Source organism: Sphingomonas sp. NIC1 (genome assembly GCF_001638925.1).
In the GTDB taxonomy this organism is placed as follows: domain Bacteria; phylum Pseudomonadota; class Alphaproteobacteria; order Sphingomonadales; family Sphingomonadaceae; genus Sphingomonas; species Sphingomonas aquatilis.
The window spans coordinates 2,759,331-2,784,951 of sequence record NZ_CP015521.1; the positions used below are offsets into that span (position 1 = coordinate 2,759,331).

The window sequence follows — 25,621 nt, forward strand, 5'->3', positions numbered from 1 at the left end:
GTTCTCTGTCTACTCGCCCTGTGGACTCGCCTGTAACATTAGCTACAACGAGCGTTGTAGCCAATGGGACGACTCGCAATGGTAACCGGCAAGCACGTGGCGTATTATAGAGTCAGCACAGCCAAGCAGGGTCGAAGCGGTCTTGGCTTGGAAGCACAACAAGCTGCGGTGCGCGATTTCCTCAATGGGGGGGTGTGGGAGCTTACCGGCGAAGTCATCGAGGTAGAGTCGGGCAAGCGAGCCGATAACCGACCACAACTACAGGAAGCTTTGCGGCTTTGCCGGACGACAGGGGCGACTCTCGTCGTTGCGAAACTGGATAGGCTGTCGCGCGATGCAGCCTTCCTAATGCAGCTACAGAACGCCGGTGTGTCATTCGTCGCTGCCGATATGCCGGGCGCAAATAGCTTTACAGTGGGCGTAATGGCGTTGGTGGCTCAACAAGAACGTGAAGCCATATCAGCACGGACGAAGGCGGCCCTAGCAGCGGCGAGGGTCAGGGGCGTGAAGCTTGGGGGCCTTCGCGGACATACCTTGCCGTCACACGCAGCAGCAGCAGCTAGTGCAAAGGTTCGTACAGCTAATGCCGATCAGCGGGTTCGTGACGTGCTTGTCTCGATCACGAAAGCGCAGGCAGAGGGGGTGTCATCCCTCCGAGGCATAGCCGCAGCCCTAAATGCGAGAGGCGTCACAGCGCCGCGTGGCGGTGAATGGAGCGCAGCACAGGTGAAGCGGCTGTTGGATCGCCAGTAGCTCGATAAGGAGCTGCAAAGCACCGCTGTATCGTAACGGCGTAACCACTAGCTACCGATGCGGTCGCAGACCACGTACCGAATACGACCGATTTCAGTACGGGGTCGCCTATGTGCCAAGTCAACGGCAAACCGTGGGGCAGGACGATCCTAACGGCCAGTAAAGCAGGTCGCCACTACAAGCCGTTTCACCCCATACCTGACTGAACAACAAGATAGCTTTATTGATAGACAGAGCACTTGTCTTCGAAGCGCTAGTCTGGACGGACGGGAAACCTATATTAACAATGGTCCAAGAAACGTACTAAAGCTATCCTCGACCGATAGCATTCGAAGAAGTCCGTCAAAATCAATTTTTTGCCGTAGGCTAATAGCATCCGCAGGCTTTTCGTAATTCGGCCACTCTTTTAGCAGGCGAGCCTCTGTCCGACTTTTCTTCGGCCGCAATTTATGGCAGCCTTGGAAATGGCGAAGCAGTAGGGCTTCGTGTATTTCGTACTGGATCAATAGCGCAAATCCAACACGTCCTATTATTTGGTGCATCAAGTCGTCACGGCCTGCGTCAACACCAATTCTATCACTATCTAGTAAAATTGCCTTTAGAGCATATTTCCCTTTTTTTCTCTCCTGTTCCTTTAATTTCTTTTCCCCATTCTGCACTATAGATAAGGGATCCCCCCCACCCAAATCGTATGGATCGAAGAAGAGGTGTTTCTGCCGCTGGTCAGCTAATCCTTGTAACCATCTGACATACGATCTTTCGCTTGCGCCTTCGCAGCCAACAAAAATACGCCGTCGCGTTGGTATATTTTTAGCCAAAACGAGGGACTCCTCCAAACTCGCCTGCCATATACTTACTATAAAGATTAGCGTCTCGCCGTATCCCCCGGAAATCCTTAATCCCTCTTACGGTCGTCTCGCCAAAGTCGTTCTTTTCGGCGAGCCATACTTCTTCTTTATCTAAGTCTGATATGATGGAGGCGTTATGACAAGTTAAGAATAATTGAGCGCCCAGTGGATTCTCAACCTCGCTATGAAACCACTCTATCACTTCCGCCATTAAATTGGGATGAAGATCGGCATCAAGTTCGTCCATTATTGCAACGCCGCCCATCGTTAGTGCGGCGAATATATCCATAAAATTCAAATAAAAACTTTGTGTTCCTTGGGATTCGAAATGAAATGTCCGAGGATAATCCAGTCCGGAATGATAAAATACTGGAATAAGAATGCCATCGCCGTCGTTTCTTATTTCGACTTTTGTAATCCCAAGATCGATTCGTCGTATCACACTATTAAGTAATTTAAGAAAAGCAGGGCTTCCTTCAAGGAATTTTGTTACGTTAGCTTCCGTATTCTGAACCTTGCCAATATCAATATTGTAGAAGAACGACTGCCTGAAAGCCTCTATTATCTTTACGGATGGGCCATGATTAAATTGCACCAGTGACGACAATAGGCTGACGTTATCACGAACATTACGGCGTGGGTCGGACGCTGCCAAACCGAAATCTTTAGCAGTCGTAATTTTGGATTCACCGTTCCGAAATGTCCGCGAAAAAATGCGTCGCGCATTACCGCTGGCGTCAATCGTTAAAAGTGCCTCATGCTCGACAACGCTTTTCCCGCGCTCCGAGCTTATAGAGACTTCATATCTAGCAGCGGAATTTCCGAAAATCTCAAAACCTTCGGACGTGGTAAATTCCATAGCGATAGTAGAAGGGGCCGTGTAGTGCCCATGACAGGCAAATGCCTGTATACCTATCATTTGATCCGGCTTATAAGTATCAAACGACTGAATTACGAAATGCCGTATGAACGAGGCTGCCCGTAATACAGATGTTTTTCCAGATGCATTTGCTCCGAATATTGCAAGAACTGTAGGTGTTCTTGCTTTATAGCCATCAATGGCAAATCGATATTTATCGCTCTGCGGCGTGGTTGCCGGAACGGTGAAATCTAGAACATGCTTATTCTTGATGGAATAAAAGTTCTCAATTTCCAACTTTGTTATCATATAATAAGTGCCGTTCTGTCAAAGCGCTGGGTTCGCTAATAGCGCTTGGTCGTCAAAAAAACGTTAGGTTATGCGGTTTGGAGCGCGCTCCAAGGGATTTCAAGCCGAAACTTGACGGTTTTTCGTTGCCGCTGGTTTGCCCAACGCAGCCGGGGGTTCATAAAAAACGAGCGGCGAAAGGGGTTCGCCGGAATGTGGTATAAATCTGTGATGTTTAATCCGATAACGACCTTGTTGGTCAGGTCATTCGCTCACAAGGTGGCGATGCGGAAGCTCGCTTACTCTCCTCGCCAGTGCCGTGGGGGGGAGGTTGTACATCGATTTGGTGATCATTGACCTGGCCACAACCGCCCCGAGACTGATCCGTTATGGGTTGATGAACCTGTCAAGCGGCATCGAGGCCATACCGTCCTTCACGATCCGCTAATTGGTTGCAGTCCGAAAGCCGTATTTGTCGGAAAATGCCTATTCCCCGATCCGGTCATATTGGACCGTCGCCTTCAAGACACCGGCTTGGGTGATATCAGCCGCCGCCATATTGCTCTCCCTTTAGCGGCAGTATCCTTGGACAGCGGCGCTAAGGCAAAGGAAAAGCGGTTGTTGGGCGATCTGTTGGGCAGCAAGCGGCGTGCCGCCAAAAAGTGCCTAGAAACAACGGCTTGGCGGCATAGGTGGCGGAGACGGAGTCTGCTGTGACAGCCTCTACAGTCGGTAAAGCGCAAGGTATGCTCGCCTTACCTCTAGGCAATAGTCGATGATTTCAGGATCGCCGCCACGGCGGTTATCTGCAATCCGTTGCTCGATCCTTTGCAGGGCGTCACGCCCGTGGTCCTTCCGCATCGCTTTTGCGGCGGCATTAAAGTCATCAGGCATAACGCCGATTTAAGGATGCGCCTCGGCAAGCGGAAGGGAGTGTTAGCAAGATTGCTTCACGCTTGATTTCTGCTACAAGCGGGTAGTCCACAGGGACCAGTTGGTTGTTGCTAAGTCACTGTTTTTGGCGGATTAAGGTGTTGGGTAGTCGATCCCCCTCGGCTCCACCATCCGTTCCGAAGAGGCTGACAAGCCTAATCAAATTGTCCCGATAGTCTTGCGCCCCGAGCGACTGTTACGATCGTAGCAGGACGTGGGCTGTCGCGTCCATGCCCGAGCCTAGGCGAGGTTGAGCGAGGCTTCGTTGACCTGGGCGATTTCGAGCAGGACGTCGGATGTCTGGCGCGACAATTCGCGCACTTCATCGGCGAGGACGGCAAAGCCGCGGCCATGGTCGCCGAGACGAGCGGCTTCGATCCGAGCGTTGAAGGCGAGGACGCGAGTGTCGGCGGCAATCTTCGTCACCGTGGCGAGCATTGCGTGCGCGCGGCGCGTCAGGGCGGCGCGCTCATCGACGACGCGCTGCATCGAGCGTTCGTAGGTGACGTCGACATAGGTCAGCACCGCGCCGCCCCCACATCCGGGCGTGAAGATGATTTCGAAAACCTGCCCATCGTCGAAATGGTGGTCCAGCGTCTGGCGCTCGCCCCGCTTGAGCCAGATACGGTGGTTGTCGAGCACGCGGGCGACGCGATCGCTCGACCAGCCGACGGCCCGGCCGATCTGCGCAAGATAGTCGCCCAGCATCGTGCCGACGGGCAGATTGGCCGGCTCCAGACCGAAGATCGCGCTGACCTGAGGATTGATGAGGCGGATACGCTCGTCGGCGCCGTACACGACCATGCCGTGGCGCATATGCGCCATGACGGTCGCGAGCTGCTCCGCGGCATCGCCGGTGGGCGTCACGCTGGCGTCCGGTTGAGACGGATGGGCAGGAGCGGAATCGAGCGGAGCCATATCGTCCGATCTGTAGGTAATTGGGAGCGGTATCGCGAGAACGATTTTTGCCGGTGGGCGACGTGCATCGGGGCGATCCGGTGGCGCTGGATTCGCGGCGCGACCTTGGGCACATTCGGGCGGCCGCGCGGGATCAGGCGTGCGGTGAAGCAGGAGGGGTTTCATGACGATTGTCCGTATGGCGCTGTGCGCCGCGCTGTTGGGGTGTGCTGGGGTCGCCGCTGCGCAGGAGGCGAAGGCGCCGTTCGTCAATCCGGAGGCGGGGGTGCCCGTCTTTGCCGGCGACATCACGGATCGGCCCTATCAGGTGATCGGCGAGGTGAAGGCCGGGGTGCGCAAGGCGACGGTGTTCAGCAAGGCGTCGTCCGAAGCGAAAATCTATCGCGAGCTGTGGGAGCGGGCGAAAAAGATGGGCGCGGATGCGGTCATCAATGCCAAATATGGCGAGGCGCACGTGACGGCGATCAGCTGGGGCAAGACGAATGCCACGGGTACGGCGGTGAAGTTTACCGACGCGGGGAAATAGGCGCGCGCACGGTTCGGCGCGGCGTTTGTTTGACAGCGCTAATGGTGGGGCGAACCGTGGCTGTCGTTGCGAGCGTAGCGAAGCCATCCAGAGCCGGACCAGGCCGCCCTGGATTGCTTCGCTGCGTGCGTAGGGGCGGATGAGGCTGGGAGGGCGCGGCTGGAGCCTCTGGCCGTCCCCGTGCTGACGAGTGGACCCCGGAACGAGTCCGGGGTGACGGGGATTTGGGGTGAGTGAGCCTTACTTCGCCGCGACGCGCCAGATCGTGTTGCCGACGTCGTCGGCGACCAGCAGCGCGCCGGTGCGATCGGATTCCAGGCCGACCGGGCGGCCGCGCGCCTTCCCGTCGGCGTTGAGGAAGCCGGTCAGCACGTCCTGCGGCTTGACGCCATCGACGGGGAAGCCGCGCGCCGCGAAGGGCACGAAGACGACCTTATAGCCAGACACCGGCTTGCGGTTCCACGAGCCATGCTCGCCGATCAGCGCGCCCTGCGCGTAGCGGTCGCCGAGCTTCATGCCGTTGGCGAAGGCGAGGCCGAGGGCGGCGACGTGCGGCCCGAGCGCGTAATCGGGGCGCTTCGAATATTGCTGCAGGTCCGGGCGCTGCGGCTCGACGCGGTTGTCGGGATAGCCGCCCCAATAGAACCACGGCCAGCCGAACTGGTCGCCGAGCTCGACCTGCGTCAGGTAATCGGGCGCGAGGTCGGAGCCGAGCATGTCGCGTTCGTTGACGACGGTCCACAGCTGCTGGTTGTACGGGCTGATCGCCATACCCTGCGGGTTGCGCAGGCCGGATGCGTAGATGCGGAACGTCTTCTGGTCGGGATAGACCTGCAGGATGTTGGCGCGGAATTTCTCCGCCTCCAGCCCCTTTTCCGCGATGTTCGAGGCCGAGCCGACGCCGACGAACAGCGTCTTGCCGTCCGGTGCCGCGATCAGGGTGCGCGCCCAGTGATTGCCGCCGCCGTTCAATTTGACGACCAGTTCGGGCTTGGCGGTGATCTGCGTCGCGCCGTCGGCATAAGGCACGCGGACGAGCGCGTCGGTGTTGGCAATGTAGAGCTGGCCGTTCAGCAGCGCCATGCCGGTCGGAGAGTTCAGCCCGGTCATGAAGACATGCCGTTCCTCGGCAACGCCATCGCCGTTCGCGTCGCGCAGCAGCGTGATGCGGTTGGCAGAGGGTACGCCCGCGCCCGCCTTGTTGAGCAGGCGGCCCATCACCCAGGCTTCGATGCCGCCACCTTCGCGGGGCGGCGAATTGGTTTCGGCGACCAGCACGTCGCCGTTGGGCAGGCGATACAGCCAGCGCGGATGCTCGAGGCCGCGCGCGAACGCCTTCACCGTCAGGCCGGCGGCGGGGGTGGGCGTTTCGTTGCCCTGCCAGCCGACGACGTCGGCGACCTTGACGGTGGGCAGCGTCTGGTCGCGCGGTTCGGTGATGGCGGGGCGCTTGCCGGCGACCTGATCCACCGACAGCTTCGCCGTATCCGGCCAGGCGAGATAGACGACGACCGCCACGGCGATGACAGCGATGAGCGCGGCGACGCGCAGGACGTGCTTCAGCATGGCACTACGATAAGAGGAGTGGGGCTGGCGGGGAAGGGGGCTGCGGCGCGTTGCCTGTCGAAGGGCGTGTTCCCACACGGGCGGCGGCCGCCCGCGGCCACCGTGCTTCGACAGGCTCAGCACGAACGGGGCGAGGACGTGCCTAAATCTCAGACACCTACGAAAAAAGACCGCCGGTGCGAGAGGGGATCGCACCGGCGGTCCGTCATCCCGGCCGGAAGGGTCGCTCCTTCCTGGTGGCCGGGACGAACCATATGCCTCAGGCCGGCGAACCGACCAGCAGGTCGTAGCGGTCGGCGTTCATCACCTTGGTCCACGCCTTCACGAAGTGATCGGCGAACATCGGCGCGGCATCGCTGCACGCATAGACTTCGGCGATCGCCCGCAGCTGCGAATTGGAGCCGAACACCAGGTCGGTGCGCGAGGCGGTCCACTTCTGTTCGTGCGTGTGGCGATCGGTGCCGACGAATTCCTCGTCGCTGTCATCGCTGACCTGCTTCCACGCGGTGCTCATGTCGAGCAGGTTCACGAAGAAGTCGTTGGTCAGCTGGCCCGGCCGATCGGTGAAGACGCCGTGCTGACCTGCCTTGGGATGGTTGGTGCCGAGAACGCGTAGGCCCGCGACCAGAACCGCCATCTCGGGCGCCGACAGGCCGAGCAATTGCGCCCGATCGATCATCAGCTCCTCGGTCGGCACGTTATACTTGACCTGCAGATAGTTGCGGAAGGCGTCGGCCTTCGGCTCCAGCACGTCGAAGCTTTCGGCGTCGGTCTGCTGGGCCGAAGCGTCGGTGCGGCCGGGCGCGAAGGGCACCGCGATCGCGTGGCCCGCGGCCTTGGCCGCCGCCTCGATTCCCACCGAACCGCCGAGCACGATCAGGTCGGCGATCGAGACCTTCTTGTCGCCCTTGCCGTCGAAGTCGGCCTTGATGCCCTCATAGACGCCGAGCACCTTGGAGAGCTGTTCGGGATTGTTGACCTCCCAGTCCTTCTGGGGCGCCAGGCGGATGCGGCCGCCATTGGCGCCGCCGCGATGATCCGACCCGCGCCACGTCGATGCCGACGCCCAGGCGGTCGTGACCAGCTCGGCAATCGACAGGCCGGCATTGGCGATCGCGGTTTTGAGGTCGGCGACGTCGCCGCCGTCGATCTGCGGATAGTCCGCGACCGGGATCGGATCCTGCCAGATCAGCTCTTCCTGCGGCACTTCCGGGCCGATCAGGCGGATCTTCGGCCCCATGTCGCGGTGCGTCAGCTTGTACCAGGCGCGCGCCCAGACGTCGGCGAAATAGGCCGGGTCCGCACGGAATTTCTGGCAGATCGCATTGTACGACGGATCGACCTTCAGCGCCATGTCGGCGGTGGTCATCATGGTCGGCACGCGCTTGCCCGCAGTGTGCGCGGCCGGCGCCAGCGTCTCGTCGGGATCGCCGACGGGATGCCACTGGTGCGCACCGGCGGGGCTCTTGGTCAGCTCATATTCGTGGTCGAAGAGCATGTCGAAATAGCTCATGTCCCACGTCGTCGGCGTCGGCGTCCACGCGCCTTCGATGCCGCTAGTGATCGTGTGATCGCCCATGCCGCTTTCGTGAGTCGACGCCCAGCCAAGGCCCTGCGAGGCGATGTCGGCGCCTTCCGGCTCGACGCCGACCAGCTTCGGATCGCCCGCGCCATGCGCCTTGCCGAACGTGTGACCACCGGCGGTGAGCGCGACGGTTTCCTCGTCGTTCATGCCCATGCGGGCGAACGTCTCACGCATGTCGCGTGCCGAACCCTGCGGCATCGGGCAGCCGCCGGGGCCTTCGGGATTGACGTAGATGAGGCCCATCTGGATCGCAGCGAGCGGATTTTCGAGCGCGCGGCCCTCCTGCTCCTCGATGCGGGTTTGGCCGAGCCACTCCTCCTCGGTGCCCCAATAGACGTCCTTCTCGGGTTCGAAGACGTCCTCGCGGCCGCCGGAGAAGCCGAAGGTCGGGCCACCCATCGATTCGATCGCGACATTGCCCGCCAGGATGAACAGGTCCGCCCAGCTCAGCTTGCGGCCGTACTTCTGCTTGATCGGCCACAGCAGGCGGCGCGCCTTGTCGAGGTTGCCGTTATCTGGCCACGAGTTGAGCGGGGCAAAGCGCTGCTGGCCCGCCGACGAGCCGCCGCGGCCGTCGCCGGTGCGATAGGTGCCGGCGGAATGCCAAGCCATGCGGATGAAGAAGGGGCCGTAGTGACCGTAGTCGGCCGGCCACCAGGGCTGGCTGTCGGTCATCAGCGCGGTAAGGTCGCGCTTGAGCTGGTCGTAATCAAGCGTCAGGAATTCAGAGCGATAGTCGAAGTCGTCGCCCATCGGATTGCCGCTGACGCCCTTCTGATGAAGGATGTCGACCGACAGCGCCTCGGGCCACCAGTCGCGCGAGGTACGGCCCAGCAGGCTGCGCAGCGCGGCGGGCTTCTTGTTCGGGTCGCTGAGTGGGCTGCCTTCGGTGATTGCGTCCATGTCCTGCTCTCCCTCAAAACGCTACGTCCGCTGCGGGCATGAACGCCGCCGCAGCGATGCTGTTGCCAAGGGATATCGCAGTCCGTCTGATCGGGATAACGCTTAATCGCGAAGGCTGTGATCGGGTGGGGCGATCAGTGGGTCCCTCGTCCATCGTCACTCCGTCACCCCGTCACCCCGTCACCCGGGCTCGAGCCGGGGTCCCGCTTCTTCTTCTTCACCGCCGAATAAAGCGGGACCCCGGATCACGTCCGGGGTGACGGTAGTGGGGGGAGTAGGGGCGGCAGTATCGCGCGTTACGCCTCGTCCGGCACCCGCAAGCCCGGCAGGCGCCGGACGCGGTCGGCGACCCATTTGCCGGGGTTGCGCAGCGGGCGGTCGAAGCGGATGCGCAGGACGATGCGGGTGCCGCTCGCCTCGTTCCACACCTCATGGTCGTAGGTGTCGTCGAACACCAAGGTCTCGCCCTCTGACCAGCGGACGACGCGGTCGCCGACACGCATGCGGACGTCGCCGTCGCGCGGCACGACGAGGCCGAGGTGGCAGGTGATCAGCCCCTTGGTGGCGCCACGCCGGATCGCATGATGCGCGCCCGGCGGCAGGATGGCGAGCGCGGCGCTGTCGAGGCCGGGGATGGTCGAGACGATGCGATGCGTCTGCGGGCAGGGGGCGGGGGTGTCGCCGTCGCGGCTCCACAGCGTCACGGTGCGGTCGGCGGGGGCGGTGTCGCCCGACAGCGCGCTCATCGCTTCGTCGCGGATCGTGCGCCAGTGATCGCGGAGCAAGGCGGTCCAGGCGAACTGGCGCATGTCGAGCACCGGATCGGTGGCGACCAGCGACGAGGCGGCGATGACGCGATCGATGCGGCGGCGCAGGCCAGCAGGTAGGTCGAGCCCACGCAGCAGGCCCTGCGGCTGTGGCTGCGTCGGGGGAGTCGGGGCCGGGGCGCCCGAATCCCGCCACATTGCCGATGCCGTCCTGGTCGTCGCGATCGTCATGCCCCTGCCGTCGTCATCCTGGCGTTCGCCGCGGCCAAGAGGCGCGGGCGTCGCTTATCCTGATTGTTCTGTAGGGCTTGGGTATCGGCATACAGGGGCCAAATCATGACCGAAACATGGAGCGTCGGCACAGACGGTGTCCTCGCTGGCGGCGCCCGTCATGCCACGCTACAGCAGGGGCCATGGCGTATCTTTCCCGCGCATTCGCGCCCGTACTCGTCCTCGCTCTGGCCACCGGCGGCATCGCCCAGGTCAAGGCGCCCCGCTCCGCGGTAGCGGCTCAGGCGACCCCCGCGGTCAAGGTCGATCCGACCGCCTGGCTCTACAAGGGCAGCGACCTGCCGCACGATCCGGCCTGGGTGTTCGGCACCCTGCCGAACGGGCTGCGCTATGCGGTGCGCAAGAACGGCGTGCCGCCGGGTCAGGTGTCGATCCGCGTGCGTATCGACGCAGGCTCGCTGAACGAGAAGGACAGCGAACGCGGCTACGCCCATTTCATCGAGCACCTCTCGTTCCGCGGGTCGGAATATGTGCCCGATGGCGAGGCGAAGCGGGTGTGGCAGCGGTTCGGCGCGACCTTCGGGTCAGACAGCAACGCCTCGACCACGCCGACGCAGACGCTCTACAAGCTCGACCTGCCGTCCGCGACCGAACAGACGGTCGATGAAAGCCTGAAGATCCTGTCGGGCATGATGGAGCAGCCGACGCTGACCGATGCGGCGGTCTCCGCCGAACGGCCGATCGTGCTGGCCGAGCGCCGCGAACAGCCGGGGCCGCAGGTGAAGTTGCAGGAGGCGATGAGCAAATTGTTCTTCGCCGGCCAGCCGCTCGCCGAACGGTCGCCGATCGGCACGCTCCAGACGCTGGAGGCGGCGAATGGCGCGAGCGTCAAGGCGTTCCACGATCGCTGGTATCGGCCTGAAAACGCGGTTGTGATCATCTCGGGCGACATGGACCCGGCGACGCTCGGTCGGATGGTGACGCAGCATTTCGCCGGCTGGAAGGGCAACGGACCGGCGACGCCCGCACCCGATTTCGGCAAGCCGTCGCCCAACGAGCCGACCTCTGCGGTGATGGTCGAACCGGGCCTGCCGCCGCTCGTCATGATGGGCGTCGTGCGGCCGTGGCAGTACAATGACGACACCAAGATCTTCAACCAGAAGCGGATGGTCGACACGATCGCGGCACGGGTGATCAGCCGCCGCCTTGAAAGGCGTGCGCGCGCGGGCGCCAGCTTCGTGCAGGCGGGCGTCGACCTCGACGACCGGTCGCGTTCGGCGAACATGACGACGGTCATGATCCTGCCCGTGGGCGATCAGTGGGAACAGGCGCTGAAGGACGTGCGCGCGGTGATCGCCGATGCGCAGAAGACGCCGCCGACGCAGGCCGAGATCGACCGCGAATATGCCGATTACGAAGTCGCGATCCGCAACGGCGTGGAGACCGCGCAGGTCGAGGCGAGCGCCAAGCAGGCCGACGACATGGCCGGCGCGCTCGACATCCGCGAAACCGTGACCGCACCCGCCAACAGCTATGCGATCCTGACCGACGCCAAGGCGAAGGGCATGTTCAACCCCGCCGACGTGCTCGCCTCGACGAAGAAGATCTTCGCCGGCGTCGCGACGCGCGCGCTGGTCAACACGCGCACCGCCGAAAAGGGCGCGGCGGAAAAGCTGGCGGCGGCGCTGAAGGCCGACGTGTCGACGCTGACGATCAAGCGCGCGGCGCAGGCGGCGGTCGATTTCAGCAAGCTGCCCGCGCTGGGCAAGCCGGGCACGGTCGTGTCGCGGACGCAGATTGCAGGACTGCCATCGGAAAAGGTGGTGTTTTCGAACGGCGTACGGCTGCTGACCTTCGCCAATCCAGATGATACCGGCCGCGTCTTCGTGCGCGTGCGCTTCGGGCGCGGCTATAATGCCTTGCCCGCGAGCAAGCCGAGCCCTGCCTGGGCGGGCGACCTTGCGCTGATGGAAAGCGGCATCGGCACCCTCAGCCAGGACGACCTCGACCAGCTGACCGCGGGGCGGCAACTCGGCCTCGACTTCGGGATCGACGACGATGCCTTTTCGATCGCGACGCTGAGCAGTCCCAAGGACTATGCCGACGAACTGACGCTGGCGGCGGCGAAGCTCGCCTATCCGCGCTGGGATGCGGCACCGGTCGCGCGGGCTAAGTCGTCGGCGCTGACCGCGATCCCCGGCTATGATTCGTCGGCGGACGGCGTGCTGTCGCGCGACCTCGAAGGGCTGCTGCACGATGGCGACCAGCGCTGGCTCACGCCGAGTGCGAAGACGGTGTCGTCGCTGACGCCGGAGCAGTTCAAGGCGTTCTGGGCACCGCTGCTCGCCAGTGGCCCGATCGAGGTCGACGTGTTCGGCCAGATCAATCCGGACGAGGCGATCGCCGCGGTGGCCAAGAGCTTCGGCGCACTGCCGCCGCGGGTGGACAGCTCGACCGCGCCGCCGCCGGTGCGCTTCCCCGCGCATGTCGCGAGCCCGGTGCTGCGCTATCACAACGGCCCGGACAATCAGGCGAGCGCAGTCATCGCCTGGCCGACGGGCGCGGGCCTGACCGATATCGCCGAAGCGCGGCGGCTGGACGTGCTGGCGCAGGTGTTCAGCGACCGCCTGTTCGAGCAGATGCGTCAGGCCGAGGGCGCGAGCTACAGCCCCGGCGTCGCGAGCAGCTGGCCCCGCGGCCTGCCCGGCGGCGGCCGCCTGATGGCGGTGAGCCAGGTCGCGCCCGCTAACGTACCGCTCTTCTTCAGCCTCGCCCGCAAGATCGCCGCGGACCTCGCCAAGACGCCGGTCACCGCCGACGAGCTCGAACGCGTGAAGGGCCCGCTGCAGCAAAGCTACGCCCGCGCCGCGACGAGCAGCCTGTTCTGGCTGCGCGAAATGTCGGGCGGCACCTTCGACGAACGCCGCATCGACGCGGTCCGCCGCCTGGGCCGCGACTTCGGCGAAGTGACGCCGCAGGTGTTGCAGGCGACCGCGGCCAAATATCTGGTGCCGGAGAAGGACTGGACGCTGGCGGTGCTGCCGCGGAAAAAGTGAGGGGGCGGCGAACTGCGCCTCGACGGGTCGTAAGCTATTCCTCCCCCGCCAGGGGGAGGTGGCAGCGAAGCTGACGGAGGGGGAGGGGAAGGTGAAGCTCAGCGGTTCCAAGAAGAACCTCGCCGATGCAAAGGCGCTGAGACGAAACCTTACGCTGCCCGAAATCCTGCTGTGGCGAGAGCTTCGCAAACTGCCACTCCGGATCCGGAAGCAGGTGCCCGCAGACCCGTACGTCCTCGACTTTTACTGTGCCAAGGCCCGTCTCGTCATCGAAGTCGATGGAGAAGCCCATGCCCGCGGAGATCGCCCCAAACGCGACGCCGGGCGCGATGCGTGGCTAGCTGAGCAAGGCATCACGACTCTGAGGCTGGGCGCCAGTGACGTCCTTCGCGATCTCGACGCGGTGATGCGGCTCATCATCGCAGAACTGGGTGCGCGCGGCAGCGCCCCCTCCACCACCCGCTAGCGCGGGCGGTCCCCCTCCCCCGCTAAAGCGAGGGAGGAATGGCTGTCGCAGCATGGCGGCGGCGTGAGGCCTTTGCGGTGGCGAGGTTTCGTTTGGGGCCGCCGAGCTTCACCCTGTCCTCCCCCTCCGTCAGCTGCGCTGCCACCTCCCCCTGGCGGGGGAGGAATTGCAGCTAAGTCCTCCCCCGCCAGGGGGAGGTGGCAGCGCAGCTGACGGAGGGGGAGGTCAGCGGTGCGCCTGCGACCGAGAATTAGCCTCGCTCCCCCCTTTGACGCTCACCCCTTGTACAACGCGTCCAACCGCTCGCCGTACACGCCGCGGATCACGTGGCGGCGGATCTTCAGGCTCGGGGTCAGCTGTTCGTTTTCGATGGCGAAGGGTTCGTCCGCCAGGATGAAGCGGCGGATGCGCTCGGTGACGGACAGGTCCTTGTTCACGCGTTCCACGGCATGGCCGATCGCGGTGCGATATTCGCTGTTTTCAGCAAGGCGCGCCGCCTTGCAGGCGGTGCCGTTCGCCGCGCACCATTCCTGCGTCCATTCGGGGTCGGGCACGATCACCGCCACCATATAGGGGCGGCGGTCGCCGGCGATCATCGCCTGGACGATCTCGGGCTGCAGCGTCAGCATGCCCTCGACCTTCTGCGGCGCGACGTTTTCGCCCTTGTCGTTGATGATCAGGTCTTTCTTGCGGTCGGTGATCTTGATCCGGCCCGCAGCGTCGATCTCGCCGATGTCGCCGGTGTGCAGCCAGCCGTCGCGCAGCACGCGCGCGGTTTCCGCCTCGTTGCGCCAATAGCCGTGCATCACCAGCTCGCCGCGCACCAGGATCTCGCCGTCAGGCGCGATCACCACCTCGGTCGCCTCGAGCGGCGGGCCGACCGTGTCGACCTTCACGCCCACGCGCGGCCGGTTGCACGAGATCACCGGCGCCGCCTCGGTCTGGCCATAGCCCTGCAGGAAGGTGAGGCCGAGGCTTTGGAAGAACAGCCCGACCTCCGGCGTCAGCGGCGCGCCGCCCGACACCATCGCCTTCATCCGCCCGCCGAAGCGCTTGGCGATCTTGGGCTTGAACAGCGTGTCGACCAGTAGCTTGGTCGGCCGATCGGTGAGCGAGAGCCGCCCCGCGCTCTGCTTCGCGCCGATCTCCAGCGCCTTGTCGAGCAGCCAGGCGGACATGCCGCCCTTCTTCTCGATGGCTTTGCTGATCCGCGTGCGCAGCACTTCGAACAGACGCGGCACGACGAACATGATCGTCGGGCGCACTTCCTCGATATTGGCGGCGAGCTTGTCGAGGCCCTCGGCATAATAGATCTGGCCGCCGAGGCCGATCGGGAAATGCTGCCCGCCGGTATGCTCATAGGCGTGCGAGAGCGGCAGGAACGACAGGAACACCTCGTCGTCCCAGCCGAAATCCTCGGAGATCAGCGCGGCGCAGCCGTTCACATTATGCAGCAGCGCACCGTGATGCTGCATGACGCCGCGCGGTGCGCCGCCGGTGCCGCTGGTGTAGATGATGCAGGCCAGATCGTTGCGCTGGAAATCCGCCTCCGCCGCGACGCGAGCGGGATCGGCGGGATGATCCGCGATCAGCCGGTGCCAGTCGTGGAAATCGATGCTGGTCGACGGCGCGCGCATCGGGTCGATGCCGATCACCGTCTGCCCCTGGTTCGATCGCAGCACGGCGGGCATCAGCGTCCGGGCGAGCTTTTCGGTCGATACGATGATCGCGCATGCGCCCGAATTTTCGATGATGTGCGCGTGGTCGCGCTCGGTGTTGGTCGTATAAGTCGGCACGGTGACGCAGCCTGCGGCCATGATGGCAAGGTCGCTGATGCACCATTCCGGCCGGTTCTCGGCGACCAGCATCACCCGGTCGCCGCGCTTCATGCCGATCGCCTTCAGGCCCGCGGCAAGGCTCGACACCTGCCGCGCCGCCTCTGCCCAGCTCGTGGCGACCCATTGGCCGTCGCGCTTCGCCCACAGGAAGGGGGCGTCACCCTTTTCCGCCGCGCGCGTGAAGAACATGGTGACGAGGTTGGGGAAGTGTTCGAGGGTGCGCATGGCTCTCTCCTGCATGCCGGCGGCGCGTGTGGATCCCGCGCCTGCCGTAACGTCCGTGACGCGCTTTTTATTCCGAGGGGCGATTGGCGACGGGGGCCATGGGCAGCGGTTTGGTGACGCGGCCCGTTTCGTCGATCGCGGCGCCCTCGCTGCGCGGATCGGCGGCCCCGACCCAGCGGTTGCCCTTCCATTCGATCGCATTGGCCTTGAGGCCCAGCGGCGCGATCTGCGTCCGTTCGCCGAGCTTGGCGAGCGCGGGCTGGAGCGCTTCGGCGGGCGTGCCCTTTTCCAGCGTCGCGACGGGGCCGGGCGCGTAGACAAGGCCGAGGCGGATGGCGTCCTCCGCCGACAGATTCCAGTCGAGCACGCCGATCAGCGCCTTGGCGATCTGCGCGATGATCGTCGATCCGCCCGCCGCACCGAGCGCAAGGCGCACCTTGCCCTGCGCGTCATAGACGATCGTCGGCGCCATCGAGCTGCGCGGGCGCTTGCCGCCCTCGACCCGGTTGGCGACCAGATAGCCTGCATCCACGGGCACGATGTCGAAATCGGTCAGTTCGTTGTTCAGCATCGTGCCGTCGACCATCAGCCCCGATCCGAACGGCCCTTCGATCGTGGTGGTCACCTCGACCACGTTGCCGTCGCGATCGGCGACGGCGAGGTCGGTCGTACCGGCCACCTCGCTGACCGGCGCGGCGGTGCGCGGCGGCGCGCCCGGCGGCGTACCGGCACTGACCGTAGCCATCGACGTGCTGGGCGAGATCAGCGCAGACCGCTGCGCGATATAGGCGGGGTCGAGCATGCCCTTGATCGGCACGCGCACGAAATCGGGATCGCCGACGTACATGTTGCGATCGGCATAGGCGAGGCGCGAGCTTTCGGCGAACAGATGCCAGGCCACCGGGCTGGCCGGACCCAGCTTGCCCATGTCGAACCGTTCCAGCTGCTTCAGGATCATCAGCACGGTGATCCCGCCCGACGAGGGCGGGCCCATGCCGCAGATCTTGTAAGTGCGATACGGCACGCACAGGTTCGGGCGCGGCTTCGCTTCGTAACTGGCGATGTCGCCGGTGGTCATCTGCGACGGGTTGCGCGCGGCGCCGTTGACCGTCGTGACCAGCTTTTGCGCCTGCGGGCCGACGTAGAAGCTGTCGGGGCCAAGCCTCGCGATCCGTTCGAGCAGCGCCGCCTGCGCCGGATTGCGGATCAGGCCATCGGCGCCGGGCGTGAAGGTGGCGCTGCCCTGCGGCGTCAGGTCGCCGCCGAACGAGCGGACCGCATTGTTGAATCGCGGCGAGGGCTGGAATCCCTGCTTGGCCAGCCGGATCGCGGGTGCGAACAGCCGCGCCCATGGCAGCTTGCCGCCGTTGCGATGCGCCAGCGCCATGCCGCGCAGCGCGCCCGGTACGCCGACGCTGCGGCCGCCGGGGACCGCATCGGCATGCGACAGCGGCGTGCCGTCGGCGGTGTAGAACCAGCGCGGGGTGGCGGCGTGCGGTGCGGTTTCGCGCGCGTCGATCGTGTCGATCTGGCCGGTGCGCGCGGCGTGGCGCACCCAGAAGCTGCCACCGCCCAGGCCGGAGCTTTGCGGCTCGACGACGTTCAACGCCAGCATCGTGGCGATCGCCGCATCGGTGGCGCTGCCGCCGGCCTTCAGCATCTCGACGCCCGCCGCCGCGGCACGCGGATCGGCGGCGCTCACCATGCCGGGTACTTCCGGCCTGGGTGCCGTCGCGCTTGGCGCCCTGGGTCCGGCCGGGGTCTTCGCCGGTGCCGCAAGGGCGGGCAGCGGCAGTGATAGGACGGCGAGCGTCAGGGCAAGTCTGGTCATCGCGGCGAAACCTAACGCCTCGCCGCGTCAGGGCAAGCCGTTACGCCCCTACGGCATCCGTGACGCTGGCGAAGCCATCGCGGGCGAGGCATGCGTCGAGATCGGTCAGGATGCGGCGGGCGAGGCCGGGGCCCTCGAAGACCAGCGCCGAATAGAGCTGCACGAACGATGCGCCTGCCCGGATGCGCGCATAGGCCTCCGCGCCGCTGTAGACACCGCCCGCCGCGATCAGCGCGATGCCGCCGCCGCTCGCCGCGCGCACATCGGCGAGGCGCTGGCGGGCGAGCGTGGCAAGCGGCGCGCCGGACAGGCCGCCGGTTTCGCCGGCATGCGGGCTGCGCAGCGGTGGGCGCGACACGGTGGTGTTGCCCATGATGATCGCGTCGATCCGCCGGTCGATCGCCGCGCGGACGATGCCGTCGATCGCGGCCGCATCGAGATCGGGCGCGACCTTCAGGAACAGCGGCGTGCTGCCCCGCGCCTTGGTACAGGCGGCGAGCAGCTCGTCCAGCGCCGCGCCATGCTGCAGGTCGCGCAGGCCCGGCGTGTTGGGCGAGGAAATGTTGATCGTGACATAATCGGCGAGGGGGGCCGCCGCGGTGACGCCGGTGACGTAATCGGCGATGCGATCGGTCGCGTCCTTGTTGGCGCCGACGTTGATGCCGAGCCGGCCGGAGCGCCGCTTGGCGGCGCGCGCATTGGCGAGGCCCGCTTCCAGTCCGCCATTGTTGAACCCCATCCGGTTGATGACCGCGCGATCCGCGACCAGTCGGAACAGCCGCGGTTTGGGGTTGCCGGCCTGGGGCAGGGGGGTCAGCGTCCCCATCTCCACCGCGCCAAAGCCCATCGCGAACAGCCCGTCGACCGCCACCCCATCCTTGTCGAGGCCTGCCGCGACGCCGAGCGGATTGTGGAAGCGGAGAGCGCCGATCTGGGTCGCGAGTCGCGGGTTTGAGGTGGGAGCCGCGACGGGCAGCTTTCCGCGCGCCGCCAAGGCCTTCAACGTCAACCCATGCGCGCGCTCGGCGTCGAGGGTGAACAGCAGCGGGCGCAGGGTCTGATACATGGTGCCGCCCATCGCATTGGGGAGGGCGAAGGTCAAAGCGGTCCGCTTCCGCGTCGTCATCACTCCGTCCCTCATCCTCTCCTTCGTCATCCCGGCGAAAGCCGGGATCCATGGACACGATGCCTTCCGCGGCTCCTGCCCAACACCAGCGCCCCGCGTCCATGGATCCCGGCGTCCGCCGGGATGACGGGGAGGGAGGGCGCTCCACCCACCCAAATCCGTCATTCCCGCGAAGGCGGGAATCCATAACCGCTACCGGTGCGGCCCCAGCGAAGACCTGCGCGTCTGGATTCCCGCCTCCGCGGGAATGACGAAGGGGGCGGGCGCCCCTTCCGCACCATATCGACCCGCCCGCAACTCAAACGCCACACCCCGCTTGACCCCGCCACACAAACCCCTATCTGGCAATCGGATCGAATTGATCCGATTTGCGAGCCGTTCTCAACAACCGGCGCGCGACAAGCAGTTTGGAGCCATGCGCCTTTCCAGCCTCGCCGATTATGCGGTCGTGATGATGTCCGCCGCCGCGCGCCATTGCGGTGCCGCGGGCCGGCTCAACGCGACGCTGCTCGCAGAGGAAACCGGCGTGCCGCTGCCCACCGCGCAGAAGCTGGTCAGCCGCCTGTCCTCCGCCGGCCTGATCGAAAGCACGCGCGGCACCGGCGGCGGCTTTCGCCTGTCGCGCCCGCCCTCCGCGATCAGCCTCGCCGACATCGTCGAAGCGGTGGAAGGCCCGATCCAGCTCACCTCTTGCGTCGAGGGCAGTCGCCACGACTGCGCGATCGAAGGCGCGTGCCAGGTCCGCCCGCACTGGAGCATCGTCAACGAAGCCGTCCGCGGTGCGCTCGCCGGTGTCAGCCTCGCCCATCTCTCCCGCGCGCCGGCCGCCGCCGCCGCGCCCCGCATTCCTGTACAGGTGTAACCCATGGCCACCAAGAACGCCGAAGCCTATGCGGCCGTCTCCAAGACCTACGAATGGGGCTTCACCTCCGATATCGAACAGGACTTTGCGCCCAAGGGGCTGAGCGAAGACACCGTCCGCTACATCAGCGCCAAGAAGGACGAGCCCGAATGGATGCTCGACTGGCGCCTGAAGGCCTTCCGCCTGTGGCAGACGCTGGAGGCGCCGGACTGGGCCAAGCTCAACGTCCCCCCGATCGATTACCAGGACGCCTATTATTACGCCGAGCCCAAGGCGAAGCCGAAGCTCGGCTCGCTGGACGAGGTCGATCCCGAGATCCTGCGCGTCTACGAAAAGCTCGGCATTCCGCTGGAGGAGCAGAAAATGCTTGCCGGCGTCGAGGACGGTAGCGAGCCCAAGCGCCGCGTCGCGGTGGATGCGGTGTTCGACAGCGTGTCGGTGGCGACGACGTTCCGCAAGGAGCTGGAGGCCGCCGGCGTCATCTTCCGCTCGATCAGCGAAGCGATCCGCGAATATCCCGAGCTGGTGAAGAAGTGGCTCGGCAAGGTCGTGCCGCAGCGCGACAATTACTTCGCGACGCTCAACAGCGCGGTCTTCAGCGACGGTACCTTCGTCTACATCCCCGAGGGCGTACGCTGCCCGATGGAGCTGTCGACCTATTTCCGCATCAACGCCGAAAACACCGGCCAGTTCGAACGCACGCTGATCGTCGCCGACAAGGGGTCGTACGTCTCGTATCTGGAGGGCTGTACCGCGCCGATGCGCGACGAGAACCAGCTTCACGCCGCGGTTGTCGAATTGGTCGCGATGGACGATGCCGAGATCAAATATTCGACCGTCCAGAACTGGTATCCGGGCGATGAGGACGGCAAGGGCGGCATCTATAATTTCGTCACCAAGCGCGCGCTCTGCCAGGGCAAGAACAGCAAGGTGTCGTGGACGCAGGTCGAAACCGGCAGCGCCATCACCTGGAAATATCCCTCCTGCGTGCTGGCAGGCGACGGCTCGGTCGGTGAATTCTACTCGGTCGCGGTGACGAACAATCGCCAGCAGGCCGACACCGGCACCAAGATGATCCACCTTGGCAGAAACACCAAATCGACCATCGTGTCGAAGGGGATCAGCGCCGGTCGCTCCGACAACACTTACCGCGGCTTGGTCCGCGTCGCGCCGACCGCGGAGAACGTCCGCAACTTCACCCAGTGCGACAGCCTGCTCTTGGGCGACCAGTGCGGCGCACACACCGTGCCGTATATCGAGGTAAAGAACCCGAGCGCACAGATCGAGCATGAGGCGACGACGTCGAAGATCAGCGAGGACCAGATGTTCTACGCGATGAGTCGCGGGCTGGATCAGGAAGCGGCGGTCGCGCTGATCGTCAACGGCTTCGCCCGCGAAGTGCTGCAACAGCTGCCGATGGAGTTTGCGGTCGAAGCGCAGAAGTTGCTCGGTATCAGCCTCGAGGGGAGTGTGGGGTGATCGATCTGTGGTTGGTCACAACTCTTAGAGTTGGGTTTTCCACATTTCTGATACGTGGCTTAGCCCCGTCTATTCCGCGCGGCGCTACGGCATTTGGGGATTTGGCGTGAAGAAGGCCGAAAATCCCAGACGATATTGGCTCAACATGGGACTGCTAGCCATCGGTTTTGCAATGATGTCGTTAATTGCGATTGTATTTGCACTTATCGTCCTGGCTAACGCGGGGTTTCTAGGAACTGACTTTTAACAATGCTGAAAATTGAAAACCTCCACGCCGAGATCGACGGCAAGCCGATCCTCAAGGGGCTCAGCCTCACCGTCAACGCGGGCGAGATCCATGCGATCATGGGTCCGAACGGCGCGGGCAAGTCGACGCTGGGCTACGTGCTCGGCGGTCGCCCCGGCTACGAGGTGACCGAAGGCTCGATCACCTTCGACGGCATCGACCTGCTCGACCTCGAGCCCAACGAACGCGCCGCCGCCGGCGTGTTCCTCGGTTTCCAGTATCCGGTCGAAATTCCCGGCGTCAGCAACGTCCAGTTCCTGCGCGAGGCATTGAACGCCCAGCGCGCGACGCGCGACGAAAAGCCGCTGTCGGGCGCCGAATTCCTGAAACTCGCCCGCGCGCAGGCCGCGTCCCTCGAAATGGACGCCGAGATGCTCAAGCGCCCGGTCAACGTCGGCTTCTCGGGCGGCGAGAAGAAGCGCAACGAGATGGTGCAGATGGGCATCGTCGACCCCAAGTTCGCGATCCTCGACGAGACGGATTCGGGCCTCGACATCGACGCGCTGCGCATCGTCGGCGACGGCATCAACCGCATCATGCGCAAGGCCGACAAGGCGGTGCTGCTGATCACCCACTATCAGCGCCTGCTCGATTACGTGCAGCCCGACCATGTCCACGTCCTCGCCGACGGCCGCATCGTCCGGTCGGGTGGGCCGGAGCTGGCGCTGGAGCTGGAGAAGGAAGGCTATGCGGGGGTGGTCGCGTGACGCTTTCCCAAAAGTCCTCCCTCGCTTTAGCGGGGGAGGGGGACCGCTCGCCGCAGGCGAGGGGTGGAGGGGGCGTCTCCGCGTACCTGAGCCTCGCCGTATCCTCCCCCTCCGTCACGGCTGCGCCGCGCCACCTCCCCCTGGCGGGGGAGGACTGGAAGCCAAGCGCTGCAGGCACCATCTCGCTCCGTCTCCGCGTCTCCGCGTCTCCGCGTGAAACCTCGTCTCTTCGCGTCTTCGCGTCTTCGCGCGATCAAAAGAGCCTCGCCGCATGACCGACGTCCTCGACCTTCCCACCACCCGCGACGAGGCGTTCCGCTGGGCCGACATGCCTGCGCTGCAGGCCGCGCGCGCGCTGTCCGCGACGACGGCAGCGATCCCGCAACCGATACTGGCCGACGCCATCCGGCTGGTGTTCGTGGACGGCGATCTGGTCGACCAGCCTGCCGGGCTCGACATCGCGCCCACGACGTTCGCCAGCGACCACCCGCTCGCCCGCCATGCGGCGGGGCAGGGGCTTGGCGTGACGCTCGCGCCCCAGAGCGTCACCCGCCTCGAGATCGTCCGCGCCAATGCGGGCGGTGACGGCCACACCCCGCTCAGCATCACGCTCGGCGAAGACGCCGTTCTCACGCTGGTCGAAACCTATACCGGCGCGGGCTGGACCAACACGCTGACCCAGTTCGATCTGGGCAAGGGCGCCCGCGTCATGCGCGCGGTGCGGATCGTGCCGGATGCGGGCTTCGTCTCGACCCGCGACGAGGTGGCCATCGCCGAAGCCGCCAGCTTCGTCAGCGTCGCATTGGGCGCCACCGCTGCCGGCACCCGCCTCGACGCCGCGCTGACGCTGAACGGCGACGGCGCCTATGCCGAATTGGGCGGCGCGCTGCTGACCCGTGACGAGCAGCGCCAGGAATGCGCGGTCCGTGTCCGCCACGCCCACCCCAACGGCCAGTCGCACCAACTCTGGCGCGCGGTTGCTGCCGATCGCTCGACCGTCAGCCTCGCCGCCGCGGTCGAGGTCGCACGCGATGCGCAGAAGACCGACGGCGAACAGTCGCTGCGCGGCCTGCTGCTGCAACGTACCGCGACGGTGAACCTGAAGCCCGAGCTCGAAATCTTCGCCGACGACGTGAAGTGTGCGCACGGCGCCACGGTCGGCGAACTCGACGCGCGCGCGCTCTTCTACATGCAGAGCCGCGGCATCCCGGCGGCGCGCGCGAAGGCGCTCCTGACCCGCGCGTTCGTCGCGGATGCGCTCGACCGGATCGCGGATGAGCAGGTGCGCGAAGTGTTCGCAGCCGACGCCGATGTGTGGCTGGAGCGCGCGTTGTGAGGGTGCTGAGCCCAAATCCTCCCCGGCACGGGGAGGGGGACCATGCGCAGCATGGTGGAGGGGCAGCCCGGCAGGGCTGTCGCTGGGGGCTGCCCCTCCACCACGCCGCTGCGCGTCGCGGTCCCCCTCCCCGTGCCGGGAGAGGGCGTTTTGAAGGATTACATACCCTCCACTTCGTCCACTTCCGCGCGTGCGGAGCCGTCGCATGACCGCCACCGAAGCCCCGCTCGACCGGCTCGCCGACTTCCCCGCGATCCCCGCCGGCTGGGCGTATCTCGACACCGCCGCCACCGCGCAGAAGCCGCAGCCCGTGCTCGACGCGATCGCCCGCGCCTATGGCGAAACCTATGCGACGGTCCACCGCGGCGTGTATCAGCGCTCCGCCGACATGACGCTGGCCTATGAGGCCGCGCGGCAGAAGGTCGCGCGCTTCATCGGCGCGACGACCCCCGACGAGATCGTCTTCGTCCGCGGCGCGACCGAAGGGATCAACCTCGTCGCGCAATGTTGGGCGGCGACGCAGCTGAAGGCCGGCGACCGCATCCTGCTGTCGATGCTGGAGCATCACAGCAACATCGTGCCGTGGCAGATGGTCGCCGAACGCGTTGGCGCCGCGATCGACGTGCTGCCGCTGACGGACGACCATCGCATCGACCTCGACGCGATGGAGCGCATGCTGACGCCGCAGCACAAGCTCGTCGCGCTGGCGCATGTGTCGAACGTGCTCGGCTCGGTGCTCGACGCCAAGCGCGCGACCGAACTCGCGCACGCCGTGGGTGCGAAAATCCTGCTCGACGGGTGCCAGGCGGTGCCGCGCGTCGCGGTCGATGTCGCCGCGATCGGTTGCGATTTCTACGTCTTCTCCGGCCACAAGCTCTACGGCCCGACGGGCATCGGTGCGCTGTGGGGCAGGGGCGATTTGCTCGCGGCGATGCCGCCCTATCAGGGTGGCGGATCGATGATCGATCGCGTCACCTTCGCCAAGACGACCTATGCGCCCCCGCCGGGCCGGTTCGAGGCAGGCACTCCGCATATCGTCGGCGCGCTCGGCCTCGCTGCCGCGATCGATTACGTCGAGGGCATCGGCCTCGCCGCGATCCACGCGCACGAAACCGCATTGGTGCGCGATGCCCGCGCGGCGCTGTCGTCACTCAACTCGGTCCGGCTGTTCGGGCCGGAGGACAGCGCCGGCATCGTCAGTTTTGCGGTCGAAGGGGTGCATCCGCACGACGTCGGCACCATCTTGGACGAAGGCCGCGTGGCGATCCGCGCCGGCCACCATTGTGCGCAGCCGCTGATGGAGGCGCTGGGCGTCGACGCGACCGCGCGGGCGAGCTTCGCGGTCTATAACGGCCCGCAGGATATCGAGGCGCTGGCGAAGGGCGTCGAACGCGTAACGAGGATATTCGGATGAGCGATACGATCCGTATCGAGGAAGTGGATGCGGTGGAGACACCGCCGCGCGCGCGCGTCGAAGACGCTGTGGAGCCGCGCCAGCGCGACTATCTGTCGGGCTTCCTCCAGCAGAAGCCGCAGGGCGATGCGCCCGGCGAGCCCGGCGGCGCGCTGTACGAAGGCGTGATCGACGCGCTCAAGGAAATCTACGACCCCGAAATTCCGGTCAACATCTACGACCTCGGCCTGATCTACGGCGTCGAGGTGACGGCCGAGGGGCAGGCGGTGGTGACGATGACGCTCACCACGCCGCATTGTCCGGTGGCGGAATCGATGCCGGCCGAGGTGGAGATGCGCGTCGCTGCCGTGCCCGGCATCGCCTTCGCCGACGTCAACCTCGTCTGGGACCCGCCCTGGGATCCGCAGAAGATGTCCGACGAGGCGAAACTCGAATTGGGGATGCTGTGATGGCCACCACGTTCCGTCAGCGCCCGGCGCCGCTGATCCTCACCCCATCGGCGGATGCGCGCATCGCCGACCTGATGGCGCGCGCGCCCGACGGCGCGATCGGCGTCAAGCTGTCGACGCCGCGCCGTGGCTGCTCGGGCCTCGCCTATTCGGTCGATTACGTCACCGAGGCGAAGCCGTTCGACGAGCGGATCGAGACGCCCGGCGGCACGCTGTTCGTCGACGGTGGCTCGATCCTGTATCTCGTCGGATCGACGATGGATTGGGTGGAGGACGATTTCACCGCCGGCTTCGTCTTCAACAACCCCAACGCCAAGGGCGCCTGCGGCTGCGGCGAGAGCTTCACCGTCTGAGGCGCCCCCCCGGGGG

General features: G+C 65.1%; 20 protein-coding genes. 11 read left to right on the top strand and 9 right to left on the bottom strand.

What is annotated here, in order from left to right; all coding sequences use genetic code 11:
• Window positions 1-78 precede the first annotated feature (78 nt).
• Window positions 79-753: a recombinase family protein gene (locus A7E77_RS17425; RefSeq protein ID WP_078462296.1), complete on the top strand. Its 675-nt coding sequence runs from the start codon at window positions 79-81 to the stop codon at window positions 751-753.
• Window positions 754-1,028: 275 nt separating this feature from the next.
• Here A7E77_RS17425 and A7E77_RS17760 read toward each other — a convergent pair whose 3' ends face one another.
• The 3 genes from A7E77_RS17760 to A7E77_RS18505 form a co-directional block, all read right to left on the bottom strand.
• Window positions 1,029-1,571, bottom strand: coding sequence for a hypothetical protein (locus A7E77_RS17760; protein WP_151895484.1), 543 nt, complete (start codon window positions 1,569-1,571; stop codon window positions 1,029-1,031).
• Window positions 1,564-2,769 carry an AAA family ATPase gene (locus tag A7E77_RS17430; RefSeq protein ID WP_078462297.1) on the bottom strand — a complete coding sequence of 402 codons (1,206 nt, stop codon included), beginning with the start codon at window positions 2,767-2,769 and terminating at the stop codon, window positions 1,564-1,566. The genes A7E77_RS17760 and A7E77_RS17430 overlap by 8 nt, the downstream gene beginning before the upstream one ends.
• 1,152 nt (window positions 2,770-3,921) lie before the next feature.
• Window positions 3,922-4,599 carry a methyl-accepting chemotaxis protein gene (locus A7E77_RS18505; protein WP_063688511.1) on the bottom strand — a complete coding sequence of 226 codons (678 nt, stop codon included), beginning with the start codon at window positions 4,597-4,599 and terminating at the stop codon, window positions 3,922-3,924.
• Window positions 4,600-4,777: 178 nt separating this feature from the next.
• Here A7E77_RS18505 and A7E77_RS13075 point away from each other — a divergent pair, with 178 nt between their 5' ends.
• Window positions 4,778-5,125 carry a heavy metal-binding domain-containing protein gene (locus tag A7E77_RS13075; RefSeq protein ID WP_063688517.1) on the top strand — a complete coding sequence of 116 codons (348 nt, stop codon included), beginning with the start codon at window positions 4,778-4,780 and terminating at the stop codon, window positions 5,123-5,125.
• 240 nt (window positions 5,126-5,365) lie between these two features.
• Here A7E77_RS13075 and A7E77_RS13080 read toward each other — a convergent pair whose 3' ends face one another.
• The 3 genes from A7E77_RS13080 to A7E77_RS13090 all read right to left on the bottom strand — a co-directional run bounded on the left by A7E77_RS13080 (window position 5,366) and on the right by A7E77_RS13090 (window position 10,177).
• Window positions 5,366-6,691: a PQQ-dependent sugar dehydrogenase gene (locus tag A7E77_RS13080; RefSeq protein ID WP_043060156.1), complete on the bottom strand. Its 1,326-nt coding sequence runs from the start codon at window positions 6,689-6,691 to the stop codon at window positions 5,366-5,368.
• A gap of 259 nt (window positions 6,692-6,950) precedes the next feature.
• Window positions 6,951-9,179, bottom strand: a complete 2,229-nt coding sequence (gene katG, locus A7E77_RS13085) for a catalase/peroxidase HPI (RefSeq protein WP_063688519.1) — start codon at window positions 9,177-9,179, stop codon at window positions 6,951-6,953.
• 296 nt (window positions 9,180-9,475) lie between these two features.
• Window positions 9,476-10,177, bottom strand: a complete 702-nt coding sequence (locus A7E77_RS13090) for an aspartyl/asparaginyl beta-hydroxylase domain-containing protein (RefSeq protein ID WP_063688522.1) — start codon at window positions 10,175-10,177, stop codon at window positions 9,476-9,478.
• A gap of 182 nt (window positions 10,178-10,359) precedes the next feature.
• On the opposite strand from A7E77_RS13090, the gene A7E77_RS13095 reads away from it, so the two are divergent.
• Both A7E77_RS13095 and A7E77_RS13100 read left to right on the top strand, forming a co-directional pair.
• Entirely contained in the window at window positions 10,360-13,233 is a 2,874-nt protein-coding gene (locus A7E77_RS13095; RefSeq protein WP_063688525.1) for a M16 family metallopeptidase, read from the top strand.
• Window positions 13,234-13,324: 91 nt separating this feature from the next.
• Window positions 13,325-13,699: an endonuclease domain-containing protein gene (locus tag A7E77_RS13100; RefSeq protein ID WP_063689957.1), complete on the top strand. Its 375-nt coding sequence runs from the start codon at window positions 13,325-13,327 to the stop codon at window positions 13,697-13,699.
• A 275-nt stretch (window positions 13,700-13,974) separates the two neighbouring features.
• On the opposite strand, the gene A7E77_RS13105 is transcribed toward A7E77_RS13100, so the two are convergent.
• The 3 genes from A7E77_RS13105 to A7E77_RS13115 form a co-directional block, all read right to left on the bottom strand.
• Window positions 13,975-15,762 (bottom strand): AMP-dependent synthetase/ligase, encoded by a 1,788-nt coding sequence (locus A7E77_RS13105; RefSeq protein WP_063688528.1) that lies wholly within the window; start codon window positions 15,760-15,762, stop codon window positions 13,975-13,977.
• Window positions 15,763-15,829: 67 nt separating this feature from the next.
• Window positions 15,830-17,593: a gamma-glutamyltransferase gene (gene ggt, locus A7E77_RS13110; RefSeq protein ID WP_413243579.1), complete on the bottom strand. Its 1,764-nt coding sequence runs from the start codon at window positions 17,591-17,593 to the stop codon at window positions 15,830-15,832.
• A gap of 40 nt (window positions 17,594-17,633) precedes the next feature.
• A complete protein-coding gene (locus A7E77_RS13115; protein ID WP_226341745.1) occupies window positions 17,634-18,719 on the bottom strand; it encodes a quinone-dependent dihydroorotate dehydrogenase in 1,086 nt (361 codons plus the stop codon).
• 415 nt (window positions 18,720-19,134) lie between these two features.
• Here A7E77_RS13115 and A7E77_RS13120 point away from each other — a divergent pair, with 415 nt between their 5' ends.
• The 7 genes from A7E77_RS13120 (at window position 19,135) to A7E77_RS13150 (ending at window position 25,605) form a co-directional block, all read left to right on the top strand.
• Window positions 19,135-19,581 carry an SUF system Fe-S cluster assembly regulator gene (locus A7E77_RS13120; RefSeq protein WP_063688534.1) on the top strand — a complete coding sequence of 149 codons (447 nt, stop codon included), beginning with the start codon at window positions 19,135-19,137 and terminating at the stop codon, window positions 19,579-19,581.
• Window positions 19,582-19,584: 3 nt separating this feature from the next.
• Entirely contained in the window at window positions 19,585-21,060 is a 1,476-nt protein-coding gene (gene sufB, locus A7E77_RS13125; protein WP_063688537.1) for a Fe-S cluster assembly protein SufB, read from the top strand.
• A 249-nt stretch (window positions 21,061-21,309) separates the two neighbouring features.
• Window positions 21,310-22,053 carry a Fe-S cluster assembly ATPase SufC gene (sufC, locus tag A7E77_RS13130; protein WP_063688540.1) on the top strand — a complete coding sequence of 248 codons (744 nt, stop codon included), beginning with the start codon at window positions 21,310-21,312 and terminating at the stop codon, window positions 22,051-22,053.
• Between the two features lie 271 nt (window positions 22,054-22,324).
• Complete coding sequence (locus tag A7E77_RS13135; protein ID WP_063688542.1) at window positions 22,325-23,389, top strand: SufB/SufD family protein; 1,065 nt, start codon at window positions 22,325-22,327, stop codon at window positions 23,387-23,389.
• 205 nt (window positions 23,390-23,594) lie between these two features.
• Window positions 23,595-24,803, top strand: a complete 1,209-nt coding sequence (locus A7E77_RS13140) for an aminotransferase class V-fold PLP-dependent enzyme (protein WP_063688545.1) — start codon at window positions 23,595-23,597, stop codon at window positions 24,801-24,803.
• Window positions 24,800-25,252 carry an SUF system Fe-S cluster assembly protein gene (locus A7E77_RS13145; protein ID WP_063688548.1) on the top strand — a complete coding sequence of 151 codons (453 nt, stop codon included), beginning with the start codon at window positions 24,800-24,802 and terminating at the stop codon, window positions 25,250-25,252. The genes A7E77_RS13140 and A7E77_RS13145 overlap by 4 nt, the downstream gene beginning before the upstream one ends.
• On the top strand, window positions 25,252-25,605 hold the full coding sequence (locus A7E77_RS13150) for a HesB/IscA family protein (protein ID WP_063688551.1): 354 nt from the start codon (window positions 25,252-25,254) through the stop codon (window positions 25,603-25,605). The genes A7E77_RS13145 and A7E77_RS13150 overlap by 1 nt, the downstream gene beginning before the upstream one ends.
• Window positions 25,606-25,621: the final 16 nt, after the last annotated feature.